This is a genomic window from Kitasatospora paranensis (assembly GCF_039544005.1).
Taxonomy (GTDB): domain Bacteria; phylum Actinomycetota; class Actinomycetes; order Streptomycetales; family Streptomycetaceae; genus Kitasatospora; species Kitasatospora paranensis.
Genome location: NZ_BAABKV010000001.1, coordinates 6,835,585 through 6,862,167, shown reverse-complemented (window position 1 = coordinate 6,862,167; position 26,583 = coordinate 6,835,585). Strand labels below are relative to the sequence as shown.

The window sequence follows — 26,583 nt, the reverse complement described above, 5'->3', positions numbered from 1 at the left end:
GGAGATCCCCGTGACCGGTCGGCCCAGCCCGATACCGCCCAACACCGGCAGCCACGACCTGCCCGTCTCCCCCGCCCTGGACGCCTTCATGGCCACCGCGTGGGCCCCGACCCCGCTGCCGGCCGAGGACCGGGTCGCCGGGTACGCCGCGATGCCGGCCCGGCGGGCGGCGCTGGCGGCCGCGTTCCCCGGCGAGCGGCTGATCGTCCCGGCCGGCCGGCTCAAGGTCCGCACCAACGACTGCGACCACCGCTTCCGCCCGCACAGCGCCTACGCCTGGCTGACCGGGCTCACCGGCGAGGACCAGGTCGGCCACGTCCTGGTGGTGGAGCCGGACGGCGAGGCGGTGCTGCACCTGCGGCCGCGCTCACCGCGCGGCGGCGGCAGCTCCGAGTTCTACCGCGACCGCAGGTACGGCGAGTTCTGGGTCGGCCGGCGGCCGGACCTGGCCGAGGCCGAACGGCTCACCGGCGTGCGCACCGTCCACCTCGACGACCTCGGCAAGCTGCTCACCGGGCCCCAGCCGCCCACCCGGCTGCTGGCCGGCGTGGATCCGGAACTCGACGCGCTCGCCGGCCGGCCCTCGGCCGCGCTGCGCGCCGGCGACGACCGGCTGGAGGCCGTGCTGGCCGAGCTCCGCCTGGTCAAGGACGCCTGGGAGGTCGAGCAGCTGCAGCTGGCCGTCGACCACACCACCGCCGGCTTCGCCGACGTCGTCCGTGAACTGCCCGCGGCACTGCGCCACCACCGCGGCGAGCGCTGGCTGGAGGGCACCTTCGACCGGCGCGCCCGCGCCGAGGGCAACGGCCCCGGCTACGAGACCATCGTCGCCTCCGGCGCGCACGCCTGCGTCCTGCACTGGATCCGCAACGACGGCCCGCTGGACGCGTCCCGGCTGCTGCTGCTCGACGCGGGCGTGGAGACCGACACCCTCTACACCGCCGACATCACCCGCACCCTGCCGCTGAGCGGCCGCTTCACCGGGGTCCAGCGGGAGGTCTACGAGCTGGTGCTGGCCGCCCAGGAGGCGGGCATCGCGGCGCTGCGCCCCGGCGCCAGCTTCCGCGACTTCCACCACGCGGCGATGCGGGTGGTCGCCGAGGGCCTCGCCGCCTCGGGCGTGCTGCGGGTCTCCGCCGAGGAGGCGCTGCACACCGACAGCGGACTCCACCGGCGCTACACCCTGTGCAGCAGCGGCCACATGCTCGGTCTGGACGTCCACGACTGCGCCAAGGCCCGCGCCGAGACGTACCTGGACGGGGTGCTCGCGGAGGGCCACGTGCTCACCGTCGAGCCCGGCCTCTACCTCCAGCCGGACGACGAGACGCTGCCGCTGGAGCTGCGCGGGATCGGCGTCCGGATCGAGGACGACCTGGTGATCACCGCGGACGGCGCCCGGCTGATGTCCTCGGCCCTGCCCCGGACTCCCGACGGCATCGAGGAGTGGATGGGCGGCCTGCTCGGCTGACGCCGAACGGGCCGGCGGCCGGCGCCGCTCAGCGCGCGGCGACGGCCGCCGCCCACAGCCGTGCGGTGAGGTCGGCGGCCGGGCCGGGTCGGGCGAGCCGGTGACCGGTGCCGGCCCACAGGTGCAGGGCGTCGAGGTCGCCCCGGCGGGCGGCCGCGGCGCGCAGCGGGCGGGTCAGGTGGTGCACCTCCGGGTAGGCGGCGGGCGCCCCGGCCGCGTGGCGGTCGATGAAGGCGTTCCGCAGGCCGCGCGCCGGGCGGCCGGTGAAGGCCCGGGTGACCACGGTGCCGGGGAAGCGCGGGTCGGTGAGTGCGGCCCGGTGGGCCGCCGGCGCGCCGGACTCGTCCGCGGTCAGGTAGGCGGTGCCGAGCTGGGCGGCGGTGGCACCGGCGGCGAGCGCCGCGGCGATGCCGGGGCCGTCCGCGAGGCCGCCGGCGGCGATCAGCGGCAGGCCGGTGACGGCGCGGACCTCGGCGAGCAGGCGCAGCAGCGGGACGGTGCCCGGCCGGTCGGCCGCGCGGTGGGTGCCGCGGTGGCCGCCGGCCTCCGGGCCCTGGACGCAGAGCGCGTCCAGGCCGAGCGCGGCGGCGGCGCGGGCCTCCGGCGCGCTGGTGACGGTGCCCACCAGCAGGCTGCCGGCGGCCCGCAGGGCGGCGGCCTCGGCGGCGCTCGGCAGCCCGAAGGTGAAGGAGACCACCGGCACCGGGTCGGCCACCAGGCGTTCGATCTTGGCGTCCCAGTCGTCCCGGTCGGGGGCGATCCGCTCGGGCAGCTCGACGCCGGCCGCGGCGGCCTCGGGGAGGAGTTCGGCGCGGTAGGCGGCGACGGCGGCCGGGTCGGCCGCCTCGCCGGGGACGAAGAGGTTGATGCCGAACGGGCGGTCCGTCAGCTCCCGGGCCTCGGTGATCCGTGCGTGCATCGCGTCGGCTTCGAGGTAGCCGGCGGCCAGGAAGCCGAGGCCGCCCGCGATGCTGACGGCGGCGGCGAGCGCCGGGGTCGATCCGCCGCCGGCCATGGGTGCGGCGACCAGCGGGACGGCGAGGTCGAGGCTCATGGGCGGCCCTCCGAATCGGCTCCGACAGGTGTCAGCCTAGCCGTGAGCACACGGCAACCTCGCGGCAACAGCCGGGCAACGCCCGGGAATCCGGCGGCCCCTACTTTCTGTCAACCGACAGAAACTGCCGCGGAAAGCCGGTGCCCCCATGACCACCAGCACTTCCCTCGCCCCCGCCGGACCTCCTGGTCCCGCACTCTCCGACACCCTCCCCTACCCGCAGCAACTCCACCGCACGATGGGCCGGTTCGCCTCCTTCGCGGCCGGCTTCTCCTTCATCTCCGTGCTCACCACGGTCTTCCAGCTCTTCGCATTCGGGTACGGCACGGCCGGACCTGCGTTCGTCTGGACGTGGCCCGTCGTCCTGGTCGGGCAGTTGCTGGTGGCCGCCTGCTTCGCCGAGCTCGCCGCCCGCTACCCGATCTCCGGTGCCATCTACCAGTGGGCCACCCGGCTGGCCAACCCGACCTACGGCTGGTTCACCGGCTGGCTGATGGTGCTCGGCCAGGTCGTGGTGGTCACCGCGGCCGCGCTCGCCCTGCAGGTGGTGCTGCCCGCCTTGTGGTCGGGCTTCCAGCTGGTCGGCGGCGATCCGTCGCCGACCACCGCGAGCGGCGCCGCCAACGCGGTGCTGCTCGGCACCGCGCTGATCGTGCTGACCACCGTCGTCAACGCGGTCGACAACCGGGTGCTGTCCCGGGTGAACGGGATCGGGGTGGTCGCCGAGCTCGCCGGCATCGTCCTGATCGTGGTGCTGCTGTTCACCCACACCGAGCAGCCCGCCTCCGTCGTGCTGCACACCGGGCACACCGGCGGCGGCGCGTTCTGGGCCCTGCTGGTCGGCTCGTTCACCGCGGCTTACGTGATGATCGGCTTCGACAGCGCGGGCGAGCTCTCCGAGGAGACCGTCGCCCCGCGCCGCACCGCGCCGCGGACGGTGCTGACCGCCCTCGCCGCGGCCGGCGCCGGCGGCGGACTGCTGCTGCTCGGCGGCGTGCTCGCCGCGCCCAGCCTGACCGACGGCCGGCTCGCCACCGAGGGCCTGTCGTACGTGCTGACCAGCAGCCTCGGCGACGGGCTCGGCCGGGTCCTGCTGGCGGACGTGGCGGTGGCGATCTGCGTGGGCACCCTGGCGATGCAGACCGCCGGGACACGGATGGTGTTCTCGATGGCCCGCGACGGCGCGCTGCCCGGCGCCGGTCGGCTCGCCTCGGTGCACCGGCGCAGCGGCATGCCGCGCTGGGCGGCGCTCGCGGTGGGTGTCCCCGCGGCGGCCTTCCTGCTGCTGAACCTGGTCTCCCCGGCGGCCTTCCTGGCCCTGTCCACCACCTGCATCGTGCTGGTCTACGCCGCGTACGCGCTGGTGGTGGGCGCCCTGCTGGTGCGGCGGCTGCGCGGGCTGCCGATCGGCGAGGACGGCGCGGCGGCGGACGAGACCGGCCGGCCGCTGTTCTCGCTGGGCCGCTGGGCACTGCCGGTGAACGTGCTCGCGCTGGTCTACGGCGTGGCGATGACGGTCAACCTCGCCTGGCCGCGGGCGTCGGTCTACGACCCGCAGGGCGGCCACTGGTACTTCCGGTGGTTCAGCGTGCTGGTGCCGGCCGGTGCGGTGCTGCTCGGTGCGGTCTACCGGCGGCTGCGCCGCTGACCGGCCGGTTCGGGGCCGCCGCCCCCGGTCACAGCAGCCGCCCGCCGTCCCGGCGGGCGGCTTCGGCCTGCGCCGGAGTGCAGCCGGCGAACCGCAGCGCGGCGTCCGCCACGGCGCCCGCGACGTCCCGGGCCGTCCGGCCGCCGCCCTCCCGGGCGACCGCCACCCCGCCCTCGACCAGGCCGAACAGCAGGTCGGTACGGAGGGCCGGGCCCGTGGCGTCGGTGGCGACGAGTCCGAGCAGCGTCCCGTACGCGGCCTTCAGGCGGTTGCGGGCCTCGCGGAAGGCGGTGAAGCGCTCACCGCGGACCTCGGGCAGTTGGTAGAGCGCACCGAGGTTGTACATGCCGCCGAACAGCAGGTCGGCGTCGCGGGCGGCGAGCGCCCACAGCCGGGCGGCCGGGTCGGCGGCGCCGTCCGCGAGCAGCGCGCCGGCGAAGGCGAGCGAGGGCTCGACGGTGCTCTCCAGCAGGGTGGCGAGGATGTCCTCCTTGCCGGCGAAGTAGTGGTAGATCGACGCCTGGCGCATCCCGGCGCGCTCGGCGACCGCGCGGGTGGTGGTCGCGGCGTAGCCGTCGCGGGTGAAGAGGTCCGCGGCGGCGGACAGCACCTGGTCGCGCGGGGCCAGGGCACTGTCGGACGGGCCCTGGGCGCGGGGGCGGCCGACGCGGGCGCGGGCGGGGCGGCTGGTGACGGACACCCTGCGATCCTCGCACATCACGGCTCTCCGCGATCTCCGTGAGGGGACGGTAACTCCCGTGTTACGCGCGGGCAATGGCGGCGAATCCGGTGCTGCCTAATTTCTGTCGCATGACAGAAACCACCGACGCCGGGGCCGGCACCGCCACCACCACGGCCGCCCGCGCCCACGCCAGGTCGCAGGCGGGAGCGGTCGTCGACTGCATGCCCCTGCTGCCGCCGCCGCCCGGCACCCTGTGGTCCGAGACGGTCGCCGGCGGCGGATACACCCACCTCGCCCTGCCGGCCGGAGCCCACGTCACGCTGACCGACCGCGACGGCGACGCCTGCGCCCACCTGCTGCTGTACGTCACCGGCCGGCCGTGGGAGCGGCTCAGCGCCGCCGACACCGTCAAGGTCCAGTGGAACGCCTACCTCGGCACCGGCAGCCAGCTCCTCTCCGACCAGGGCCGGGTGCTGGCCACCGTCACCGCCGACACCTCCGGCCGGCACGACGCGCTGGCCGGCACCTCCACAGCGGCCCGCAACACCGCCCGCTACGGCGACGGCAGCCCGCAGGGCCCTCCCCGCCGGCCGCGAACTGCTGCTCCTGGCCGCCGCCAAGCACGGGCTCGGCCCGCGCGACCTGCCCGCCGCGGTCTCGCTCTTCCACGGCATCGCCGTCGACGGGGACGGCGCCCTGCACTCCACCGGCTCCGCCGGGCCCGGCACCGCCGTCACCCTCCGGCTGGAGCAGGCCGTCACGCTGCTGCTCGCCAACACCGCCCACCCGCTCGACCCGCGCCCCGCCTACCGGTGCACCCCGCTGGAGGTGCTCGCCGTCCCCGGCGAGGTCACCGGCCCCGGCGACCCGCACTGGGACGCCACTCCCGAGCGCCACCGCGCCCACCTCAACACCGCCGCCCTGGGGGTCCGATGACCGTCCTGCTCGACCGGACCGTGCCCGCCCGCGGCGCCTTCTCCGCCGTCGTCCGCCGCGGACAGCTGCTCACCATCACCGACCTCGGCGGCAACCAGGCCGTCGACTGCCTGCTGTACGACGCCCACGACACCGCGATCCGCTACAGCGCACCCGACACCGTCCAGGCCCAGGGCTCGCTCTTCCTCGGCAAGGACAGCGTGCTGCTCTCCACCGAGCACACCCCGCTGATGACCGTCACCGAGGACGACTGCGGCCGGCACGACACCATCGCCGGCGCCTGCTCCAAGGAGTCCAACACCCTGCGCTACGGCCACCACACCTGGTCGCAGCACGCCTGCGTGGAGAACTTCCTCGCCGAGGGCGCCCGGTGGGGCCTCGGCAAGCGCGACCTGGTCTCCAACATCAACTGGTACATGAACGTGCCGGTCGAGCCGGACGGCACGCTCGGCATCGTCGACGGCCTGTCCGCGCCGGGGCTGCGCGTGGTGCTCCGGGCCGAGACGGACGTACTGGTGCTGGTCTCCAACTGCCCCCAGATCAACAACCCGTGCAACGGCTTCGACCCGACGCCGGTGCGCATGACCGTCACCGGGGGCTGACCCGCCATGACCTACGACACCCTGCTGATCGCCAACCGCGGCGAGATCGCCGCCCGGATCATCCGCACCGCCCGGCGCCTCGGCATCGCCACCGTCGCGGTCTTCTCCGACCCGGACCGCTCCGCCCCGCACGTCCGGCTCGCCGACCACGCGGTGCGGCTCGGACCGGCCGCAGCGAAGGACAGCTACCTGCGCACCGACCTGGTGCTGCAGGCCGCCCTGGACACCGGCGCGGGCGCCGTCCACCCCGGGTACGGGTTCCTCTCCGAGGACGCGGCGTTCGCCCGCCGGGTCGAGGCCGCCGGGCTGGCGTTCGTCGGCCCCACCCCGGCCCAGCTGGACGTCTTCGGCGCCAAGCACACCGCCCGGGCCGCCGCCGAGGCCGCGGGCGTGCCGCTGCTGCCCGGCACCGGGCTGCTCGCCGACCTCGACGCCGCGCTGGCCGCCGCCGACCGGGTCGGCTACCCGGTGATGCTCAAGGCCACCGGCGGCGGCGGCGGCATCGGCATGCAGGCCTGCCACCACCCCGGCCAGCTCGCCGACGCCTGGGAGCGGGTGCAACGGGTCGCCGCGGCCAGCTTCGCCACCGCCGGCGTCTTCCTGGAGCGGCTGGTGGAGCGGGCCCGGCACGTCGAGGTCCAGGTGTTCGGCGACGGCACCGGCCGGGTGGTCACCCTCGGCGACCGCGACTGCTCGCTGCAGCGCCGCAACCAGAAGGTCCTGGAGGAGGCCCCCGCCCCCGGCCTGCCCGACCGGGTCCGCAAGGAACTCGCCGACTCCGCACGGGAGCTGTGCGCCTCCGTCGGCTACCGCTCGGCCGGCACCGTCGAGTACGTCTACGACGCCGGCCGCGAGGAGGCGTACTTCCTGGAGGTCAACACCCGCCTCCAGGTGGAGCACCCGGTCACCGAGGCGGTGTACGGCGTCGACCTGGTCGAGTGGATGCTCCGGCTCGCCCAGGGCGACCGCACGGTCGTCCGCGAGGTGGGCCCGGCCGACGGCCACGCGGTCGAGGCCCGGGTCTACGCCGAGGACCCGAGCCGCGACCACCGGCCCAGCGCCGGCCTGCTGACCGAGGTGGCCTTCCCGGCGGACGTCCGGGTGGACTCCTGGGTGGAGACCGGCACCGAGGTCACCACCGCGTACGACCCGATGCTCGCCAAGGTGATCGTGCACGGCGCCGACCGCGACGACGCCCTGGCCCGGCTCACCGGTGCGCTGGAGCGGACCACGATCCACGGCATCGAGACCAACCTGGGCCTGCTGCGCACGGTGCCGGCCGTCCCGGCCGTCCGCGCCGCCGCCCACCACACCGGGACACTCGCGGACGTCACCGATCCCACCCCGCGGATCGAGGTCGTCCGGGCCGGCACCCAGACCACCGTCCAGGACTGGCCCGGCCGCACCGGCTACTGGCACGTCGGCGTCCCGCCGTGCGGGCCGATGGACGACCTGTCGTTCCGGCTCGGCAACCGGGCCCTCGGCAACCCGGAGGGCGCGCCCGGCCTGGAGTGCACCCTGCAGGGCCCGGCGCTGCGCTTCACCGCGCCCACCTGGGTCTGCGTCACCGGCGCCCCGGCGCCCGTCACCGTGGACGGCACCCCCGTCCCGCAGTGGCAGCCCGTGCGGGTGCCGGCCGGCGCACTGCTCGACATCCCGGCCCCGCCCGGCCCGGGCCTGCGCACCTACCTGCTGGTCGCCGGCGGCCTCGACGTGCCGCGGTTCCTCGGCAGCGCCGCGACCTTCACCCTGGGCGGGTTCGGCGGCCACGGCGGCCGGGCCCTCCGGGTCGGCGACGTGCTGCACGGCGGCACCGGCCCCCTCGGCCCGGACGCCGGCCCGACCCCCGCGGAGCTGCGGCCCGTCCTCACCTCCGCCTGGGAGCTGCCCGCCGTCGAGGGCCCGCACGCCGCACCGGAGTTCTTCACCGAGCAGGACGTCGAGGAGTTCTACGCCGCCGACTGGTCGGTGCACTTCAACAGCGCCCGCACCGGCGTCCGGCTGGTCGGCCCCAAGCCGGGCTGGGCCCGCCCGGACGGCGGCGAGGCCGGCCTGCACCCGTCCAACATCCACGACACCCCGTACTCGGTCGGCGCGGTCGACTACACCGGCGACATGCCCGTGCTGCTCGGCCCGGACGGGCCCTCGCTCGGCGGCTTCGTCTGCCCGGCCACCGTCGCCACCGGGCAGCGCTGGAAGCTCGGCCAGCTCCGGCCCGGCGACACCGTGCGCTTCGTCCCGGTCACCCCGCAGGCCGCCGCCGAACTGCGCCGCACCCCGGCCGCCGTGCCGCGCGCCTCCCGCCCGGCGATCGCCGACGGCGGCGTGCTCGCCGTCCTGCCCGCCACCGCCGACCGGCCCAGCGTGACCTACCGGCGCAGCGGCGACGACAACCTGCTCGTCGAGTACGGCCCGATGCAGCTGGACCTGGCGCTGCGGATGCGGGTGCACGCGCTGGCCGAACGGCTCGCCGCGCGGCGGCCGGCCGGCGTCGTGGACCTGACCCCGGGCATCCGCTCGCTCCAGGTGCACGTCGACCCGGACGTCCTGCCGGTCGCCGAACTCCTCGACCTCGTCCGGGAGATCGAGCGGGCGCTGCCCGCCACGGACCGGCTCGTGGTGCCCAGCCGCACCGTCCACCTGCCGCTGTCCTGGGACGACCCGGCGACCCGGGAGGCGATCGAGCGCTACATGGCGGGCGTGCGCGACGACGCGCCGTGGTGCCCGTGGAACATCGAGTTCATCCGCCGGATCAACGGCCTCGGCTCGGTCGACGACGTGTACCGGACGGTCTTCGACGCCGAGTACCTGGTGCTGGGCCTGGGCGACGTGTACCTCGGCGCGCCGGTCGCCACCCCGCTCGACCCGCGGCACCGGCTGGTCACCACCAAGTACAACCCGGCCCGCACCTGGACGGCGGAGAACTCCGTGGGCATCGGCGGCGCCTACCTGTGCGTCTACGGGATGGAGGGCCCGGGCGGGTACCAGTTCGTCGGGCGGACGGTGCAGATGTGGTCGGGCTGGCAGCAGCGCGGCCCGTTCACGCCGGGCGCGCCGTGGCTGCTGCGGTTCTTCGACCGGATCCGCTGGTATCCGGTCACTGCGGAGGAACTCCTTGAACTGCGGGCCGACATGGCCGCCGGGCGGTTCCGGCCGCGGATCGAGGAGGGCGAGTTCGCGCTCGCCGACCACCTCCGGTTCCTGGCCGAGCAGGCCGGACCGATCGAGAAGTTCCGGGCCGTGCAGGCGGCGGCGTTCGCCGCCGAGCGGCAGGCCTGGGAGGAGGCGGGCGAGTTCGACCGGGCCGAGCGGGCCTCCGGCGCGGCACCGGCGGCGCCCCGGACGGTGGCCGCGCCGCCCGGCGGCAGCGTGGTGGCCGCCGAATTCACCGCCTGCGTCTGGAAGATCGATGTCGCCGTCGGCGAACGCGTCAGCAAGGGGCAGCAGTTGATGGCACTGGAAGCGATGAAGATGGAGTCGGCGGTCACCGCCGACCAGGACGGCGTGGTCGCCGAGCTGCTGGCCGGCTCCGGCGACCAGGTCGAGGCGGGCAGCCCGCTGGTGGTGCTGGCGGCGGTCGCGTGAGCGCCGACCCGCGGCCGGGCGCCGTCGAGCGCGTCCGCCGGGCGTACGCGCGGATCGCCGCCGTGGACCGGCCGGAGGTCTGGATCGACCTGCGGCCGCAGGCCGAGACCGAGGCCGAGGCGGCCCTGATCGATGCCCGGACGGCCGCCGGCGAACACCTGCCGCTGGCCGGCACGGTGTGCGCGGTGAAGGGCAACATCGACGTGGCCGGGCTGCCCACCACGGCGGGCTGCCCCGGCTACGCGTACCTGCCCGAGCGTGACGCCCCGGCGGTCGCCCGGCTGCGCGCGGCCGGCACGGTGGTGCTGGGCACCACCAACCTCGACCAGTTCGCCACCGGTCTGGTCGGCACCCGCAGCCCGTACGGCGCCGTCCGCGGCGCGGTCGACCCGGAGCGGATCTCGGGCGGCTCCAGCTCCGGCTCCGCGGTGGCCGTGGCGCTCGGCGTGGCCGACCTCGCGCTGGGCACCGACACCGCCGGCTCGGGCCGGGTGCCGGCCGCACTGAACGGCATCGTCGGCCTCAAGGCCGCGCCCGGCCGGGTGCCGACCGAGGGTGTCGTCCCGGCCTGCCGCAGCCTGGACTGCGTCTCGGTGTTCGCCCGGACGGTCGGCGAGGCCCAGAGCGCGCTGCGGCTGATCGCCGACCCGGCGCCCGCGCGTCCCGGGCGCCGACCCGGCCCGTGGCGGATCGCCGTCCCGGCGCCGGCCGCGCTCGGGCCGCTGGCCGACGGCTGGGCCCGGGCGTTCGGCGCCGCGGCCGACCGGCTCGGCGCGGCCGGCGCCGCACTGCGCCCGGTCGACCCGGCCCCCTTCGACACCGTGGCGGCGATGCTCTACGAGGGCGCCTTCGTGGCCGAACGGTACGCGGCGGTCGGGGAGTTCGTCGACAAGGGCGGGCCCGGCCTGGACGCGGTGGTGGCCGGCATCATCGGCGCCGCCCGCGACCTGCCGGCCCACCGGCTGTACGCCGACCTCGCCGAGCTCGCCCGGCTGCGGGAGGCCGCGCTGGCCGAACTGGGCGACGCGGACGCGCTGCTGCTGCCCACCACCACCTTCCACCCGACCCTGGCCGAGGTCGCGGCCGACCCGGTGGGCGTCAACACCCGGCTCGGCCGGTTCACCAACTCGGCGAACCTGCTGGGGTTGTGCGCCCTGGCGGTGCCCGCGGGCACGGTCGCCGGGCTGCCGTTCGGCGTGACGCTGGTCGGCCCGCCCGACACCGAGGAGGGGCTCGCCGCGATCGCCCGGCTGCTGGTGGAGCCGCCCGTCCGGCTGGCGGTCTTCGGCGCCCACCTGACCGGGCAGCCGCTCAACGGGCAACTGAGCGCGCTCGGCGGCCGGTTCACCGCCGACATCGCCACCGCACCCACCTACCGGCTGTACGCCCTGCCGACCGAGCCGGCCAAGCCCGGGCTCGTCCGGGTGGCACAGGACGGCGCCACGATCGCGGGCGAGCTGTGGGAGCTGCCCGCGGCCGGGCTCGGCGCGCTGCTCGCCGCACTGCCGCGGCCGATGGCGCTCGGCCCGGTGGAGCTCGCCGACGGGCGGCAGGTGACCGGCTTCCTCTGCGAGCCGGCCGCGCTGGCCGGGGCCCGGGACATCACGGCCACCGGCGGCTGGGCGGCCCACCTCCGCGATTGACCCGCCGTCAGCTCCCGGTGCGCAGCTCCGGGCGGCCGTCCTCGCCCGCGTCGAGGCCGGCCGCCCAGAGCGAGCGGACGTGCCCGAGGTGGCGGGCCATGCACTCCTCGGCCGCCTCGGCATCCCCGGCGATCATGAGGTCGAGCAGCTCCAGGTGCTCCTCGGCCGAGGAGACCAGCTCGCCGCGCCGGTCGAGCCGGTGCAGGCCGTACAGCCGGGAGCGCTTGCGCAGGTCGCCGACGGTCTCCACCAGCCGGGCGTTGCCGGCCAGGCCGAGCAGGCCGAGGTGGAAGCGCCGGTCGGCCTCCAGGTAGGCGATCAGGTCGTGGGCGCGGGCGGCGGCGACGATCGCCTCGGCCTCGACGCGCAGCGCCTCCAGCTGCTCCCTGGCGGCGGTGCGGGTGACCCGTCCGACGGTGGGGACTTCGATCAGGGCGCGGATCTCGGTGAACTCGTCGAGGTCGCGGTCGCTGAGCTCGGTGACCCGGAAGCCCTTGTTGCGGACGGCCTCGACCAGGCCCTCCCGGGCGAGGTCGAGCATCGCCTCGCGGACGGGGGTGGCGGACACCCCGAAGTCGGTGGCGAGCGCGGGCGCCGAGTACACGACGCCGGGGCGCAGCTCGCCGGAGATCAGCGCCGCGCGCAGGGCGTGCGCGACCTGGTCGCGCAGCCGCTCCTGGACGGAGATGAGGGCGCGGGGCTTGAGGTCCGCCATGGTGTGCCTCCGGAGGTGTGCAGGACCTCATCGTACAATGTCACGTTTCGCCGGCCTCGGCCCGAAGCCCGTCCGGGCCTGGCCCGGGCGATCCGCCGCCGTGGAGCTCGTACTGGGCGGCGGCGACGGCGAGGTCCTGCCAGGCCATCCCCACCCCCTTGAACAGCCGTGGCCGGTCGACCGGCACAACTGCCGCTCCGGTGACGAGTTCTGACAGGTTAGCAAGCGGAAGCGGCCCGTTCTCGGCGAACGCCGCCAGCAGGTCGCCTGCCTCCGCCAGGACGGCCCGGGCCTCGACCCAGAGCGCGCTGCGGCCCACCAGTGCCGTGTCCACCTCCCGGGCGTCCGGCTCGTGCGAGCCGATGGCCGCCACCGCGGCCCGGTCGGGGACGAGCCGGCCGTCGAAGAGCGGGGTGCGGGCGGTGGTGCAGCAGACCACCAGGTCGGCGTCGGCCACCGCGTCCGGCCCGCCCGCCCGGGCGTCGAGCCCCAGCGCGCGGGCCCGGTCGACCAGCGCGGCAGCCGGCCCGGGCCGCCGGGCCACCACGGTGACCCGGCGCAGCGGGCGGATGCCCGCCAGGGCGGCCAGGTGGCCGTGGGCCTGCGGACCGGCGCCGAACAGCACCAGGTGGGACGCGACGGGAGCGGCGAGGCGGTCCAGGGCGAGCGCGGTGACCGCCGGGGTCCGCAGCGCGGTGAGCGCGGCGCCGTCGAACAGGGCCAGCGGCCGCAGGGTCGGGCCGTCCAGCAGCAGGTACGCGCCGGTGATCCGGGGCAGGCCGAGCGCGGGGTTGCCCGGCGCCACCCCGGCGACCTTCACGCCCGCGTAGCGGCCGGCCGCGGCGGGCATCAGCAGCAGCTCACCGGCGGGCACGGGCACGCCGGTGCGCGGCGGGGCGGTCTCCGGGTCGAGGCCGTCGCGCAGCGCGCGTTCCAGGGCGCGGACGGCCTCGGTCGGGGTGAGCGTGAGGTCGAGCGGCGGGATCACAGCAGGAAGCCCGTGCCCAGCGCGTCGGCCGGGTCGAGCACGAAGCGGTGCTCCCCCGTCCGGTGCGCGGTGCCGGTGACCTCGGTCACCAGGCCGCCGCCCTGCTCGCCGACCACCCGTCCGGTGAAGGCGGTGCCGATCACGGACAGGTGCCTCAGTTCGCCGGTGCGGCCCTCACCGGCGAGCAGGGCGAGCCGGGCGGAGGTGCCCGACCCGCACGGCGACCGGTCGATCTGACCGTCGGCGAAGACCGTGACGTTGCGCTGGACGGGCCCCTGCGCGCTGTCCGGCAGGTCGTCGTACAGCACCACGCCGTACACCCCGGAGAGCCGGTCGTCGACGGGGTGCCGGGTGCCCGGGTGGCCCTCCAGCGCGGCGCGGATCCGCCGCCCCGCGTCGGTGAGTTCGGTCAGCCGGTCGACGGTGGCCGACAGCCCGAGGTCGGCCGCGCGCACGCTCGCGTAGCAGGCGCCGGCGTGCGCCAGGTCGACCGCGGCCTCGCCGTACGGGGTGGCGACCGGCACCGCGCGGGCGGTGACGAAGGCGGGCACGTTGCGGAAGGTGACGGCGGTCGTCCGGCCGCCGCGGCGGTGCACGGTGGCGGTCACCCGGCCGGAGGGGACGTCGATCCGGACGTCCGCGGTGCCGTCCGCCGGGGCGGGGACGAGCCCGCTGTCGACGGCCCAGGCGCCCAGCGCGATGGTGCCGTGGCCGCAGGCCGTCGAGTACCCGTCCTTGTGCCAGAACAGCACGCCGAGGTGGGCGCCGTCGTCGTCGGGCGGCACCGGGAAACCGCCGTACATCCCGGCGTGCCCGCGCGGCTCGCGGGTGAGCAGTCGGCGGACGTCGTCCGCGGCGCTCGGACGCGGCGCCGTCGCCGAGCCGCCGGGGCCGAGCAGCGCGGCCCGGCGCTCGGCGACACTCGCGCCGGGGAGCGCCGGCAGGCCCGCCGTGACGATCCGGAACGGCTCGCCCGCCGTGTGGTAGTCGACCGCCTCGACCGGGCCGGTCATGCCGGGGGCAGCAGCGAGACGGTGCGGCTCGCGGTGTAGAACTCGAGCGCCGCCGTGCCCTGTTCGCGTTCGCCGTAGCTCGCCGAGCCCGTCCCGCCGAACGGCAGGTGGAAGTCGACGCCGGTGGACGGCGCGTTGATCCTGATCATTCCGGCGGCCAGCCGGTCGGCGGCCGCGAGGGCGGTGTCCAGTGCCCGGGTGTGCACCGAGGCGGCCAGGCTGTGCCGGCTGGAGTTGGCGATCGCGATCGCCTCGTCCAGGTCGGCGGCGGGCAGCAGGACGGCGAGCGGGCCGAAGAACTCCTCGCCGAGCAGAGGGTGTCCGGCCGGCACCTCGGCGAGCAGCGCCGGCGCGAACGACCAGCCGGGGCCGTCGGAGCGGTGGCCGCCGGTGAGGACGCTCGCGCCGCCGGCCCGGGCGGTGTCGACCGCGGTGGTGAGCCGGTCCAGGGCGGCCTCGCCGATGACCGGGCCGCAGACCTCCGCGGCGAGGCGCTTGGCGAGGGCCTCGCGCAGCGGCTCGTAGGCCGCGCCGACGGCGATCACCAGGCTGGTCGCGGTGCACTTCTGTCCGGCGTAGCCCGCGATGGCGGCGGCCAGGTGGTCGGCGGCCTGCTCGATGTCGGCGTCGGGCAGGACGAGGGCGGCGTTGAGCCCGCCGAGCTCGGCCTGGGCGGGGATGCCGCGGGCGGCGGTCGCCGCGATCACGGCCCGGCCGACGGCGGTGGAGCCGGTGAAGGAGACCACGTCGGCGGTGTCGACCAGGGCCGCGCCCTCCTCGGCGCCGCCGGGGACGACGGTCAGCACGCCCTCGGGCAGACCGAGCAGCTCGGCCAGCCGCAGCGCGCAGGCGGTCGCCTCCGGGGCGGGCTTGAGCACGGCGGTGTTGCCGGCCGCCAGGGCGGGTGCGGCCTTCCAGACCGGGATCGCGAGCGGGAAGTTCCACGGGGTGATGAGGCCCGCGACGCCGTACGGGCGGCGGCGGGTGAGCAGCAGGCCCGGCCCGGCCGCGGTGTCGTGCACGGCTCCGGCGGGAGCGTACGGGGCCTGGGCGTAGTAGCGGAGGATGGCGGCGGTGCGGGCGACCTCCCCGCGGGCCTCGCCGGCCGGCTTGCCGACCTCGCGGACGGCGAGCGCGGTGAGTTCGTCGGCGTGCGCCTCGACCGCGTCCGCGGCCCGGGTGAGGGCGGCGGAGCGGGCGGCGGCACCGGAGGCGTACCAGGCCCCCTGGGCGGCGCGGGCCCGCTCGACGGCGGCCCGGGTGCCGTCGGCACCCGGGGTGTCGACGGTGATCACCAGGTCGGCGGGGTCGGCGGGGTTGCGGGAGATGACGGTCACGGGAGGTCCTCCGGTCGCGGGTGGACGGCGGCCCGGCGCGCGGCCGGGGCCGCCGTCAGAGCAGGAAGCCGGCCGGGAAGGGGTCGGCCGGATCCAGGAAGTACTGGGCGGTGCCGGTCAGCCACGCCCGTCCGGTGACGGTGGGCACGACCGCGGGCAGGCCGCCGACGGTCGTCTCCTCGACCAGCCGGCCGGTGAAGCTGGTGCCGATGAAGGACTCGTTGACGAAGTCCCGGCCGAGCGGCAGCTCGCCGCGGGCGTGCAGCTGGGCCATCCGGGCCGAGGTGCCGGTGCCGCAGGGCGAGCGGTCGAACCAGCCGGGGTGGATGGCCATCGCGTGCCGGGAGTGCTCGGCCGTCGACCCGGGCGCGAGCAGCTGGACGTGGTGGCAGCCGCCGATCGAGTCGTCCTCGGGGTGCACCGGCCGGTCGGACGCGTTGACGGCGGCCATCACCGCGAGCCCGGCGTCCAGGATCTCCTGCTTGCGGGCCCGGTCGAACGGCAGCCCGAGCCGCTCCAGCGGCAGGATCGCGTAGAAGTTGCCGCCGTAGGCCAGGTCGTAGCCGACCGTGCCGAAGCCCGGCACGTCGACCTTGCGGTCCAGGGCGACGGCGTACGAGGGCACGTTGCGGAGGGTGACCGCCCGGGCGGCGCCGTCCTCGACGTGCACCTCGGCCACCACCAGGCCGGCGGGCGTGTCGAGCCGGACGGTGGTGACCGGCTCGACGACCTCCACCATGCCGGTCTCGACCAGCACGGTGGCGACCCCGATGGTGCCGTGGCCGCACATCGGGAGCAGGCCGGACACCTCGATGTAGAGCACCCCGAAGTCGGCGTCCGGCCGGGTGGGCGGCTGCAGGATCGCGCCGCTCATCGCGGCGTGGCCGCGCGGCTCGTACATCAGCAGGGTGCGGAAGTCGTCCAGGTGCCGCTGGAAGTGGATCCGGCGCTCGGCCATGGTGGCGCCGGGGATCGTGCCGAACCCGCCGGTGATCACGCGGGTCGGCATGCCCTCGGTGTGCGAGTCCACGGCGTGGAAGACGTGACGGCTGCGCATGTGGCTCCCTCCGGTGGGTCGGGGACTGGCTCTAGGAGAGGCCCTCGGCGAGCGCCTTCTCGGTGGCGGCCCGGACGGCGGCCTCGGTCGCGGCGGGCAGCGGTCCGCGCGGCGGGCGGGTCGGGCCGCCGGGCAGCCCGGCGATGTCCATCGAGAGCTTGATCGCCTGGACGAACTCGGTCTTGGAGTCCCACCGCAGCAGCGGGTGGAGCGTCCGGTAGAGCGGGAGCGCGGTGGCCAGGTCGCCGGCGACGGCGGCCTCGTAGAGCGCCACCGAGGCGGCGGGGAGCGCGTTCGGATACCCGGCGATCCAGCCGACCGCGCCTGCGAGGGCGAGCTCCAGCAGCACGTCGTCGGCCCCGATCAGCAGGTCCAGCCCGGGGGCCAGCTCGGCGATCTGGTACGCCCTGCGGACGTCGCCGCTGAACTCCTTGACCGCGACGATCGAGCCCTCGCCGTGCAGCCGCGCGAGCAGCTCCGGCACCAGGTCGACCTTGGTGTCGATCGGGTTGTTGTACGCGACGACCGGCAGCCCGGCCCTGGCGACCTCGGCGTAGTGGGCGCCGACCGCGGCGTCGTCCGCGCGGTAGGCGTTGGGCGGCAACAGCAGGACCGAACCGGCCCCTGCCTCGGCGGCCTGCTCGGCCCAGCGGCGGGACTCGGCGCTGCCGTACGCGGCCACCCCGGGCATCACCCGGGCGCCGTCGCCGGCGGCCTCCACCGCGGTGCGCACGACGGCGGCGCGCTCCTCGGCGGTGAGGGTCTGGTACTCGCCGAGCGAGCCGTTGGGGACGACGCCGTGGCAGCCCGCATCGATCAGCCGGCGGACGTGCTCGCCGTAGGCGTCGTGGTCGACCGAGAGGTCGGCGCGCAGCGGCAGGGCGGTGGCGACCATGATGCCGCGCCAGGGGCGGGCGGGGTCGAACGGGACAGCGGACATGTGGCGGCTCCAGATGGTGCGGTGTGACATTTTATAAGGGGGCGGGCCCGCCCGGCAAGGGCGGCCCCGGGCGGACGGCCGGTCGTCGGCGGTGCGCGGTCGGTGTCGGCGGGTGGCGGCGGTCGGTGCCGGTGGCGTCAGGTGTCGTCGGGGGCGGCCGCCAGGTCGGCGAGCTGCGCGAGCGGCACCGGGCAGGCGAGCGGCCGGCTGTCCGGCCGCCCCTCGCCGCCGCCGGACAGGCAGGCCACCGCCAGCCCGCACATCCGGCCCTGGCACCAGCCCATCCCGGCGCGGGTGAGCAGCTTGACCGTCCGGGCGTCGGCGGCGCCGAGCTCGTCGACCGCCTCGCGGATCCGGGCGCAGGTCACCTCCTCGCACCGGCAGACCTCGGTGTCCGGCGTCAGCCACTGCGGCCAGCCGGGGCCGGGCCGGTGCGCACCGGCCATCAGGTCGGCGAAGGCCCGACGGCGACGCCGGAATGCCGCCAGGGCAGCGGGCAGCGGACGGCCCGCGACCGCCAGGGCCGCGAGTTCGCCCTCGGCGAGTGCCAGGTCGGCGCCGCCGATCCCGCACGCCTCGCCCGCCGCCCACAGACCGGGCAGGCTGGTGCGCAGCCCGTCGTCGACGGCGACGGCGACCGCGCCGTCCGGTGCGGTGACCGTCCGGGCACCCAGCTCGGTGGCGAGCTCGATCTGCGGCAGCAGGCCGTGGCCGACGGCCAGCGCGTCGCAGCGGATCCGCCGCTCGGTGCCGGGCCGGGGGCCCAGCGGGCGTCCAGCCGGGCCACGGTGACCGCAGTGACCCGGTCGGTGCCGTGCACCGCGACGACGGCGCTGCGCAGTCGCGGCCGGACGCGGTGCCGGGCCAGCACGGCGGCGTGCCGGGCCCCCTCCGCGAGCTTCGCCGGGTTGGCGGCGAGCGCGGCCGGGGTGCGGGCGTAGCCGAGGTACCGGGTGGCCTCGACCACGGCCGGGACGCGGGCCCCGGCCTGGGCCAGCGAGGCGGCCGCGGCGAGCAGCAGCGGCCCGCTGCCGGCCACCACGACGCGGCGGCCCGGCAGCACCAGGCCGCCCTTGAGCATGGCCTGGGCACCGCCCGCGGTGACCACCCCGGGCAGCGTCCAGCCGGGGAACGGCAGCTGCCGCTCGTAGGCGCCGGTGGCGAGTAGGACGGCGCGGGCCTCGACGACCGCGGCGTCCGGGCCGGCCGGGCCGCGGGTGGCGTGCAGGCGCCACGGGTCGCCGCGCTCGGCCGTCCAGACGTGGTGGCCCGTCAGGTGAACGACCCGGCCGGCCCGGACGTGGTCGGCCAGCCGCCGGGCGAGCGCGGCGAAGACGGGCCAGTGGTGGTGCAGGCGGTCGGGCCGGGTGGCACCGAGGCCGGGTGCCGGGTGCCGGTAGTACTGACCGCCGGGGCGGTCCGCGGCGTCCACCAGGGCGCAGCGCAGACCGTGGTCGGCGGCGGTGACGGCGGCGGCGAGACCGGCCGGGCCGGCGCCGACCACCGCGAGGTCGTACGGGCCGGGGCGGGCCGGGGCGTCAGACGGCGAGGTCGGCACGGCCGTGGCCCTCCTGGGTGGTGACGGTGGTGCCCGGCTCGGCGGGGAGCAGGCAGGTGCGCTGGTTGGGGCGGCCGTCGACGGTGGCCAGGCAGTCGTGGCAGACGCCGATGCCGCAGAACGCGCCGCGCGGGCGGCCGCCGACCCGGGTGCGGCGCCAGGCGAGCACCCCGTCGGCCCAGAGCGCCGCGGCGATGCTCTGCCCGGGCAGGGCGGGCACCGGACGGCCGTCGAAGTCGATGGTGTGCGCCGGGCCGGGCCGGGCGCCGGCCAGCTCGGCGGGGGTGCGGGCGGTGGTCATGGCCGGGCCTCCTGGCCGGGGAAGCGGTCCGCCCGGAAGGGGGCCGGGTCGAGCGCGGGGGTGGCGCCGGTGAGCTGCGCGGCGATCAGCAGGCCGGTGGCGGGGGCGAGCCCGATGCCGGCCCCCTCGTGCCCGCAGGCGTGGTAGAGGCCGGGCACCCGGGCGTCGGCGCCGATCGCGGGCAGGTGGTCGGGCAGGTAGGGGCGGAAGCCCCGGTAGGCGCGCTGCACCGCGACCTCGCGCAGGACCGGGAAGAGCGCCGCCGCCTGGGCGGCCAGGCGGCGCAGCACCTCGACCGAGAGGGTGCGGTCGAAGCCGACCCGCTCGCGGCTGGCGCCGATCAGCACCGGCCCGGCCGGGGTGCCCTCGACCACGGCGGACGTCTGGAGTGCGGCGGAGGCGCTCGCGACGTCGGCCACGTAGTCGGCGGCGTAGACCTTGTGCCGGACGATCCGCGGCAGCGGCTCGGTGACGAGGACGAACCCGCGCCTTGGCAGCACCGGCAGCCGGACCCCGGCGAGGGCGGCGAGCTCGCCGCCCCAGGTGCCGGCGGCGTTGACCACGGCCGGGGCGGCGATCCCGCCGCGGTCGGTGGCCAGGCCGCGCACCGAGCCGTCGGGCCGGGTGCGGACGGCGGTGACGGTCTCGCCGAGCCGCAGGTGGGCGCCAGCCAGCCGGGCCGAGCGCAGCAGGTGGGCGGCGGCGAGCGCGGGCTGCACCTGGGCGTCCTGCGGGTAGTGGACACCGCCGGCCAGGCCGGGCGCGAGGTGCGGTTCGAGGTCCGCGAGCCGGTCGGCCGCGACGGTCTCGCAGACCACGCCGGCGGCGGTCTGGGCGGCGGCGAAGGCGTGCAGCGGCGCCAGCCCGGCCGGGTCGGCGGCGACCACCAGGCCGCCCTTGGGCTCGTACTCGACGGCCGGGCCGAGCTGCTCGGCGAGCTCGCGCCACAGCCGGGCGGAGAGCAGCGCGAGGTCCAGTTCGGGGCCGGGCTCCTTGTCGGAGACGAGCAGGTTGCCCTCGCCCGCCCCGGTCGTACCGCCGGCCACCGGGCCGCGGTCGACGACGGCGACGCGCAGCCCGGCCCGCGCGGCGTAGTGGGCGCAGGCCGCGCCGACCACGCCCGCGCCGACCACCGCGACGTCGTAGGAGGATTCCGTGAGCACCTCAGTAATATGTCACATTGCGATGGGGCTGCCAAGACACCCGTGCGCGCGAACCCGGAGGGCGCAGCGACACGCCGACGGCCCGCGGAACGCCGAGGGCCCCGGCCCACCGCGCGGAGCGGCGGGCCGGGGCCCTCGGTCACGACCGGAGCCGGGCGGCTCAGGTGATGTCGTCCATCTGCTCCCGGCGGGCGGCCGGGACGGGCGCGGGCGCCTCGGGGGCGTCGGACGCCTCGACGGCCTCCGCACCGGCCACGCCCTCGACCGTCAGGTCCACGTGCGAGGCCTCCTCGTCGTCGAGGTCGGCGTCCGGGTTGTTGCGGGCCCGGCGGCGGTCGTTGAACAGCGAGATGCCGACCGCGACGAAGTACAGCGCCCAGATCGGCGCCGCCAGCGCCAGCATCGACAGCGGGTCGGCACTGGGCGTCGCGAAGGCCGCGAACACCGTGATGCCCATGACCATGCCGCGCCACCAGCCGAGCAGCCGCTTGCCGGTCAGCACCCCGATGAAGTTCAGCATGACCAGCAGCAGCGGCAGCTCGAAGGCGCCGCCGAACACCAGCACCATCCGGGTCACCACGTCGAGGTAGTCCTCGGCGGGCATGATCGGCACGGCCTCGGTCGGCGCGAACGAGATCAGCATCCGCGCGGTGGCGGGCAGCACCAGGTAGGCGAGGACCGCACCGGCCAGGAACAGCGGGATGCCCGCTGCCAGGAAGCTCACCGAGTACTTGCGCTCGTGCTTGTGCAGACCGGGTGCCACGAAGGCCCACAGCTGGTACAGCCAGACCGGCGTGGCGGCGACCACACCGGCCGTGAGGCTGACCTTCAGCGCCAGGGTGAAGGGGGTGAGCAGGCCGATCGTCGAGATCACGCCGCACTTCTGCCCGTCGGTGGTCAGCCCGTTGCTGCTGCACTTCGGCAGCGGGTTGAGCAGGAGATCGGTGAGCTGCTTGTGGTAGAACGCCGCGACGGCGGTGAACACCACGATGGCCAGGACCGACTTGACCACCCGGTTGCGCAGCTCGCGCAGGTGGTCGGCGAGGGCCATCCGGCCCTCGGGGTCCTTGGGCGGCTTCGACGCCTTCGGCGCCTTGGAAGACTTGCTCAACCCCGGTCCTCAACTCGTGCGACGGAGCCCGCCGGCCGGCGGACCCCCGTGGTGCCGGTCACCGGCTCAACCCCGTGATGCCGGGTCGGGCTCGGCGGCGGCCACCGGGCGGGCGGGACCCGGGTCACCGGGAGCCGCCTTGATCGTCATGGCTGCCGGCTCCGCCGAGGGCGGAGCCTGCCGGGTGGCGGAGGCGTCCGGGTGAGGAGCGCGCACCTCGGCCCGCAGGACGCGCAGCGCCCGGCCGAGCGAGCGTGCCGCGTCCGGCAGTCGCTTCGCCCCGAAGAGCAGCACCGCGAAGACGACGACCACCAGGACCGCCGTCGGCGAGATGCGCATGGCGCGACCACCTTTCTCACCGGGGCCGGACTCCCCGCTGCGGGCGATGGTAGCCGCTGCCGGTGACGGCCCGGCGACCGCCTGTGCCTTGTGGGCCCCGGCCGCACCGCGGGGCCTGCCACGAGGGTACCCGGCCGGGTCAGCGACCCGTGAGCTGCCCGGCCGCCGCCCCGAGTGCCCGGGAGGCCGCGTCGACCTCGCGGGCCAGCCGCCGGACGTCCGCCCAGAGCCGGACGGCGAGCACACCGAGCACCAGGAGCCCGGCGGTGGCCGCCAGAACGGCGGCGATGACGATCCACTGCATGGCCACGACCCTATCCGTCCCGCTCCGCTCAGCCCTCGACCGGCAGCAGCCGCATGGTCTTCACGCCGGCCTCGGTCATCGCCTGGACGATCTTCTCCCCGGCGGGCTTGCGCACCGAGGCGCCGCACTCGGGGCAGACGAACCCGTAGAAGGTCCGCTCCGGGGTCGGGCCGAGCGCCAGCCGGAAGTCCTCGGCCGGCAGCTCGACCTTCTCCCGGCACTGCGAGCAGTACACCTTGAATCTGGTGCCGTGCGCCACGTGCTCAGGCCTGCCCCTCCGGGTAGCCCGCGAGCGCGGCGCGGGCCGCCTCGCGGGCCTGGTCGGCGAGGGCGGGCGGGGAGACGATCCGGCCGTCGCGGCCGAGCCGCAGGGCCAACGGGCGCAGACCGGACGGGTCGGCGCTGCGCAGCGTGATCCGCAGCCCTCCGTCGGGCAGCTCCTCGGCCTTGTCGTGGGTGTAGTACTCGGCCACCCAGCGGCCGCCGGGGCCGACCTCGACCACCACCTCGGGGTCGTCGACGGCCGGGCTGACCAGGCCCGCGGAGAGGTCGCGGGGCTCCAGCCGCGGCGGGTCGGCCGGCTCGTCGAGCACCTTGATCTCGGCGACCCGGTCCAGCCGGAAGATCCGGCGGTCCTCGGAGGTGCGGCACCAGCCCTCGAGGTAGGTGTGGCCCTCGGCGACCAGCCGGATCGGGTCGACCTCGCGCTCGGTCATGCCGCCGCGCCCGTGCGACCAGTAGCGCAGCCAGAGCCTGCGGCCCTCGGTGAGGGCCCGGTCGATGTCGGCGAACACCTGGCCCTCGGCCTCGAAGGTGACCCCGACCCTGGCGCTGGACTCGGCGCTCTCACCGGCCGCGTCCTCGATCTTGGCGACGGCGCGGGTGAGCGCCTCCCGGTCGCGCCGGCGCAGGCCGGGCAGGCCGGCCACCGCGCGGGCGGCCACCAGCAGGGCGGTGGCCTCGTCGGCGGCCAGGCGCAGCGGCTGGGCGACGTCGTCGACGTTGTGCCACCAGATCCGCTCGCCGTCGGTGTCGATGTCGAGCAGGTCGCCGCCGCGGAAGCTGGTGCCGCACATCGGCAGCACGTTGAGGTCGCCGATCAGCTCGCGCTCGGAGATGCCGAACGCGCGGGCCACCTCGGCCACCTCGGCGCCGGGGCGCTCGCGGAGGTAGGTGACCAGCGACAGCATCCGCCGGGTCTGGTCGATCGCGTTGCTCATGCCTGCTCCCCCAGTCCTGCGACGGCGCGCAGCCGGTCGATGACGTCGGCCCGCAGGTCGTCCGGGCCGAGGACGACAACGTCGGGCCCGAACTCGGCGAGGTCGGCGCCGAGCCCGTTGCCGTACGGGATCTCCAGCTCGTCCCACTGCTCGTCGACCCGGCTGGTCGCCAGGGCCTTGGCGCGCAGCGGGAAGGCGGCGCCGCGGCGCAGCCGCACGGTGGCGCTGGCGGTGGCGCCCTCGCCGGCGAACCGGGCGACGGTGGCGCGCACGTCGACGTGCTCGGGGACGGCGCCGGTGAAGCCGCCGGCCCGGGAGCGGACCTTGCCGGTGATCCGGCTGAGCCGGAAGACCCGGGCGCTCTGCCGGTCGCGGTCGAAGCCGGCCAGGTACCAGTGGCCGCGCCAGCACTCCAGGGCCCAGGGCTCGACGGCGCGCTGCTCGGCGGTGGCGGCACCGGCCTTGCGGTACTCGAAGGTGACGGGGCGGCGGTCCCGGGCGGCGACCAGCAGCGGCTCGAACGCGGCCTCGCGGGCCGGGATGCGCGGCTGGAGGGCGGTGTGCTCGGCGTCCTCGGCGAACGGCACGCCGGCCGCCCGGAGCTTCTGCAGCGCTCCGCTGGCGGCGCCGGACATCTTGGCCTGCTGCCAGACCCGGGCGGCCAGCGTGAGGGCGGCCGCCTCCTCGGCGTCCAGGGCGATCTCCGGCAGCCGGTTGCGGTCGCGGCGGGCGAGGTAGCCGACCTCGCCGTCGAGCGCGTTCTCGTCGACGTCGATGACCAGGCCGAGCTCGCGCAGGTCGTCCTTGTCGCGCTCGAACATCCGGTTGAACGCGTCCTCGCTGCCCTGCTGCCAGGCCTCGCGGTAGGCCTCGACCGACTCGCGCAGCTCCTTCTTGGAGAGCGGACGTCTGGTGTTCATCAGGCACAGGGCGAGGTTCATCAGCCGCTCTGCCTTGGCGATCGCCATCGCTGATCCTCCCGGGAATCGTGTGACCCGCCGACCGTACCGGTCCGGACACGCTCAGCAAAAGCCGAGCCCCCGGCTCCGAGCGGAACCGGGGGCCCGAGGACTCCCAGGGGAAACCCGACGTCAGACGCCGAGCAGGTCCACGACGAAGATCAGGGTCGACCCCGCCGGGATGAGCGGGCTCGGCGACTGGTTGCCGTAGGCCAGGTGCGGCGGGATGACCAGCTCGCGGCGGCCGCCCACCTTCATGCCCTGCACACCCTGGTCCCAGCCCTTGATGACGCGGCCGGCGCCCAGCGGGAAGCGGAAGCTCTGACCGCGGTTCCAGGAGGCGTCGAACTCCTCGCCGGAGGCGAAGGTGACACCCACGTAGTGGACCTCGACGGTGGCACCGGCCTTGGCCTCGGCACCGTCGCCGACCACGATGTCGCGGATCTGCAGCTCCGTCGGCGCGTCGCCGCCCGGGAAGTCGATCTCCGGCTTGGTAAGGCTCACAACATACTCATCTCGTTCGGTGGTACAGACATGACGGGGCGGCAGGCACCCCTACGGTCCACCGTACGGCGGCCCGCCGCCCGTCGCGGCCATCCGGGCCCGGCGACGTGTCGCCCGGCCCGGACTGCCATCATGGCTACGAGTCCTGAGTCCCGACGCCGGCATCAAGGATGTCGATCACGAAGACCAGTGTCGAATTGGCGGGGATGTCACCCTGTGCCTGGTCCTTGTAGGCGAGCGAGGCGGGGATGACGAGCTCGATCCGGCTGCCGATGGCCTGGCCGGTCACGCCCTTGTCCCAGCCCTCGATGACCTGGCCGCCGCCGGAGACGAAGGTGAAGGCCTGGCCGCGGTCGAGCGAGGAGTCGAACTTCTTGCCGTCCTTGTACAGCGCACCGGTGTACTGGACGAGCACCTTCTCGCCGGCCTCGACCTTGCGGCCCTTGCCCTGGATCAGCACCGCGGACTTGAGGTCCTTCGGCTCGGCCGCGCCGGGCACCGGGGTGATCCCGGCGGCCTTCTTGCCGTTGTCCTTCACCTTCGGCATGTCGGCCGGCGGGGCCGTCACGTCGCCGCTGACGACCGCGTCGGGAGCGGTGGCGTTCTTGATGTCGATGACGAAGACCAGGGTGTCCTTGGGGCCGACACCCATGCCGCTGCTGCCCTGGGCGCCGAAGGCGGCCGCCGGGGGTGCCACGACCAGCAGGCGGCTGCCCGCCTTGTGGCCGGTGACGGCCTGGTCGAGAGCGGGGATCAGCTTGCCGCCGCCGGCCTGGAAGAGCTGCGGCTTGCCCTGCTCGTAGGAGCCCTGGATCTCCTTGCCCGTGCCCCAGTTCATCGCCGAGAAGTCGGCGGTGACCCAGGTGTTCTTGTCCACCTTCTGGCCATCGCCGCTCTTCAGCTCCTTGACCACGAAGGTGCCGTCGGCGGCCTCCTTCGGCAGCGCGATGGTCGCCTTCTTGCCGAAGTCGCCGGTGACGGTCGGCAGCACCTTGGCGCTGTCCTTGATCGGCGGCACCGGGTCGGCCGTCGGCGTCGGCGAGGCGGTGACCGATGCCTCGGGCGTCGCGGCCGTGGACGTGGAGTCGTCCTTGTTCATCACGTACAGCGCGACGCCGCTGCCCACGATCAGGACGGCCAGCACGGTGCCCAGGATCACACCGAGTCGGCCCACCCCGGGCGGGTTCTCGTCGTAGCCGGCCTCCGACAGGTCCTTCTTGCGCACGGTCGACGCGAAGACCTGCGGCTCCTCGTCCTTGGCGCCCGCCGGCCGCGCCGGGGCCTGGCCCCAGCCGGCCTGCTGCTTCAGGATCGCGGGCGGGACGACGATCGACTCGCCGTCGCCGGGCAGCGGACCGCCGGGCCGTGCGGCCGCCGGGTCGCCCGCAGCGGTGCCGGCCTCGCCCGGGCTCGTCGCTTTCTCAGACATGACTCCCCATCCATCTCGCCGTGTCAC

23 protein-coding genes and 2 pseudogenes are annotated in these 26,583 nt (G+C 76.0%); 6 read left to right on the top strand and 19 right to left on the bottom strand.

Going from position 1 to position 26,583, the window contains the following annotated elements; translation table 11 throughout:
* Positions 1-10: 10 nt before the first annotated feature.
* Positions 11-1,468 carry an aminopeptidase P family protein gene (locus ABEB13_RS32575; RefSeq protein WP_345708350.1) on the top strand — a complete coding sequence of 486 codons (1,458 nt, stop codon included), beginning with the start codon at positions 11-13 and terminating at the stop codon, positions 1,466-1,468.
* A gap of 28 nt (positions 1,469-1,496) precedes the next feature.
* Here the strand turns inward: ABEB13_RS32575 and ABEB13_RS32570 are convergent, their stop codons facing one another.
* Positions 1,497-2,522 (bottom strand): nitronate monooxygenase, encoded by a 1,026-nt coding sequence (locus ABEB13_RS32570; RefSeq protein WP_345708349.1) that lies wholly within the window; start codon positions 2,520-2,522, stop codon positions 1,497-1,499.
* Between the two features lie 148 nt (positions 2,523-2,670).
* Here ABEB13_RS32570 and ABEB13_RS32565 point away from each other — a divergent pair, with 148 nt between their 5' ends.
* Positions 2,671-4,170 (top strand): amino acid permease, encoded by a 1,500-nt coding sequence (locus tag ABEB13_RS32565; protein WP_345708348.1) that lies wholly within the window; start codon positions 2,671-2,673, stop codon positions 4,168-4,170.
* Between the two features lie 28 nt (positions 4,171-4,198).
* Here ABEB13_RS32565 and ABEB13_RS32560 read toward each other — a convergent pair whose 3' ends face one another.
* Positions 4,199-4,870 (bottom strand): TetR/AcrR family transcriptional regulator, encoded by a 672-nt coding sequence (locus ABEB13_RS32560; RefSeq protein WP_345708347.1) that lies wholly within the window; start codon positions 4,868-4,870, stop codon positions 4,199-4,201.
* Between the two features lie 110 nt (positions 4,871-4,980).
* On the opposite strand from ABEB13_RS32560, the pseudogene ABEB13_RS32555 reads away from it, so the two are divergent.
* The 4 genes and pseudogenes from ABEB13_RS32555 (at position 4,981) to atzF (ending at position 11,618) form a co-directional block, all read left to right on the top strand.
* Positions 4,981-5,788, top strand: a pseudogene (locus ABEB13_RS32555) (urea amidolyase associated protein UAAP1).
* On the top strand, positions 5,785-6,390 hold the full coding sequence (locus tag ABEB13_RS32550; RefSeq protein ID WP_345708346.1) for an urea amidolyase associated protein UAAP2: 606 nt from the start codon (positions 5,785-5,787) through the stop codon (positions 6,388-6,390). Before ABEB13_RS32555 ends, ABEB13_RS32550 begins: the two are co-directional and overlap by 4 nt.
* A 6-nt stretch (positions 6,391-6,396) precedes the next feature.
* Positions 6,397-9,975 carry an urea carboxylase gene (uca, locus tag ABEB13_RS32545; protein WP_345708345.1) on the top strand — a complete coding sequence of 1,193 codons (3,579 nt, stop codon included), beginning with the start codon at positions 6,397-6,399 and terminating at the stop codon, positions 9,973-9,975.
* Complete coding sequence (gene atzF / locus ABEB13_RS32540) at positions 9,972-11,618, top strand: allophanate hydrolase (protein ID WP_345708344.1); 1,647 nt, start codon at positions 9,972-9,974, stop codon at positions 11,616-11,618. Before uca ends, atzF begins: the two co-directional genes overlap by 4 nt.
* A gap of 7 nt (positions 11,619-11,625) precedes the next feature.
* Here atzF and ABEB13_RS32535 read toward each other — a convergent pair whose 3' ends face one another.
* From ABEB13_RS32535 to ABEB13_RS32455, 17 genes and pseudogenes are all read right to left on the bottom strand, one after another.
* Positions 11,626-12,333, bottom strand: a complete 708-nt coding sequence (locus ABEB13_RS32535) for a GntR family transcriptional regulator (protein WP_345708343.1) — start codon at positions 12,331-12,333, stop codon at positions 11,626-11,628.
* Positions 12,334-12,373: 40 nt separating this feature from the next.
* On the bottom strand, positions 12,374-13,321 hold the full coding sequence (locus tag ABEB13_RS32530; RefSeq protein WP_380231950.1) for an ornithine cyclodeaminase family protein: 948 nt from the start codon (positions 13,319-13,321) through the stop codon (positions 12,374-12,376).
* Positions 13,318-14,334: a proline racemase family protein gene (locus ABEB13_RS32525; RefSeq protein ID WP_345708342.1), complete on the bottom strand. Its 1,017-nt coding sequence runs from the start codon at positions 14,332-14,334 to the stop codon at positions 13,318-13,320. The genes ABEB13_RS32530 and ABEB13_RS32525 overlap by 4 nt, the downstream gene beginning before the upstream one ends.
* Entirely contained in the window at positions 14,331-15,671 is a 1,341-nt protein-coding gene (locus ABEB13_RS32520; protein WP_345708341.1) for an aldehyde dehydrogenase family protein, read from the bottom strand. Before ABEB13_RS32520 ends, ABEB13_RS32525 begins: the two co-directional genes overlap by 4 nt.
* A 55-nt stretch (positions 15,672-15,726) precedes the next feature.
* A complete protein-coding gene (locus ABEB13_RS32515; protein WP_345708340.1) occupies positions 15,727-16,728 on the bottom strand; it encodes a proline racemase family protein in 1,002 nt (333 codons plus the stop codon).
* A gap of 31 nt (positions 16,729-16,759) precedes the next feature.
* A complete protein-coding gene (locus ABEB13_RS32510) occupies positions 16,760-17,668 on the bottom strand; it encodes a dihydrodipicolinate synthase family protein (protein ID WP_345708339.1) in 909 nt (302 codons plus the stop codon).
* A gap of 137 nt (positions 17,669-17,805) precedes the next feature.
* A pseudogene (locus ABEB13_RS32505) lies at positions 17,806-19,226 on the bottom strand (FAD-dependent oxidoreductase).
* A complete protein-coding gene (locus ABEB13_RS32500) occupies positions 19,207-19,527 on the bottom strand; it encodes a (2Fe-2S)-binding protein (protein WP_100887523.1) in 321 nt (106 codons plus the stop codon). Before ABEB13_RS32500 ends, ABEB13_RS32505 begins: the two are co-directional and overlap by 20 nt.
* Positions 19,524-20,690 (bottom strand): NAD(P)/FAD-dependent oxidoreductase, encoded by a 1,167-nt coding sequence (locus ABEB13_RS32495; protein ID WP_345708338.1) that lies wholly within the window; start codon positions 20,688-20,690, stop codon positions 19,524-19,526. The genes ABEB13_RS32500 and ABEB13_RS32495 overlap by 4 nt, the downstream gene beginning before the upstream one ends.
* 160 nt (positions 20,691-20,850) lie before the next feature.
* Positions 20,851-21,741 (bottom strand): twin-arginine translocase subunit TatC, encoded by an 891-nt coding sequence (gene tatC / locus ABEB13_RS32490; protein ID WP_345709900.1) that lies wholly within the window; start codon positions 21,739-21,741, stop codon positions 20,851-20,853.
* A gap of 126 nt (positions 21,742-21,867) precedes the next feature.
* Complete coding sequence (locus tag ABEB13_RS32485; RefSeq protein WP_345708337.1) at positions 21,868-22,140, bottom strand: twin-arginine translocase TatA/TatE family subunit; 273 nt, start codon at positions 22,138-22,140, stop codon at positions 21,868-21,870.
* Positions 22,141-22,279: 139 nt separating this feature from the next.
* A complete protein-coding gene (locus ABEB13_RS32480; protein ID WP_345708336.1) occupies positions 22,280-22,444 on the bottom strand; it encodes a hypothetical protein in 165 nt (54 codons plus the stop codon).
* Between the two features lie 28 nt (positions 22,445-22,472).
* The gene (locus tag ABEB13_RS32475; RefSeq protein WP_345708335.1) at positions 22,473-22,703 is read right to left on the bottom strand and encodes a hypothetical protein; all 231 of its coding nucleotides are present in this window, start codon (positions 22,701-22,703) and stop codon (positions 22,473-22,475) included.
* A 4-nt stretch (positions 22,704-22,707) separates the two neighbouring features.
* A complete protein-coding gene (locus tag ABEB13_RS32470) occupies positions 22,708-23,664 on the bottom strand; it encodes a helix-turn-helix transcriptional regulator (protein WP_345708334.1) in 957 nt (318 codons plus the stop codon).
* Positions 23,661-24,632 (bottom strand): helix-turn-helix transcriptional regulator, encoded by a 972-nt coding sequence (locus tag ABEB13_RS32465; RefSeq protein ID WP_345708333.1) that lies wholly within the window; start codon positions 24,630-24,632, stop codon positions 23,661-23,663. Before ABEB13_RS32465 ends, ABEB13_RS32470 begins: the two co-directional genes overlap by 4 nt.
* Before the next feature lie 123 nt (positions 24,633-24,755).
* Positions 24,756-25,127: an FKBP-type peptidyl-prolyl cis-trans isomerase gene (locus ABEB13_RS32460; RefSeq protein WP_100887530.1), complete on the bottom strand. Its 372-nt coding sequence runs from the start codon at positions 25,125-25,127 to the stop codon at positions 24,756-24,758.
* A 136-nt stretch (positions 25,128-25,263) separates the two neighbouring features.
* Positions 25,264-26,556, bottom strand: coding sequence for an FKBP-type peptidyl-prolyl cis-trans isomerase (locus tag ABEB13_RS32455; RefSeq protein ID WP_345708332.1), 1,293 nt, complete (start codon positions 26,554-26,556; stop codon positions 25,264-25,266).
* Positions 26,557-26,583 lie beyond the last annotated feature (27 nt).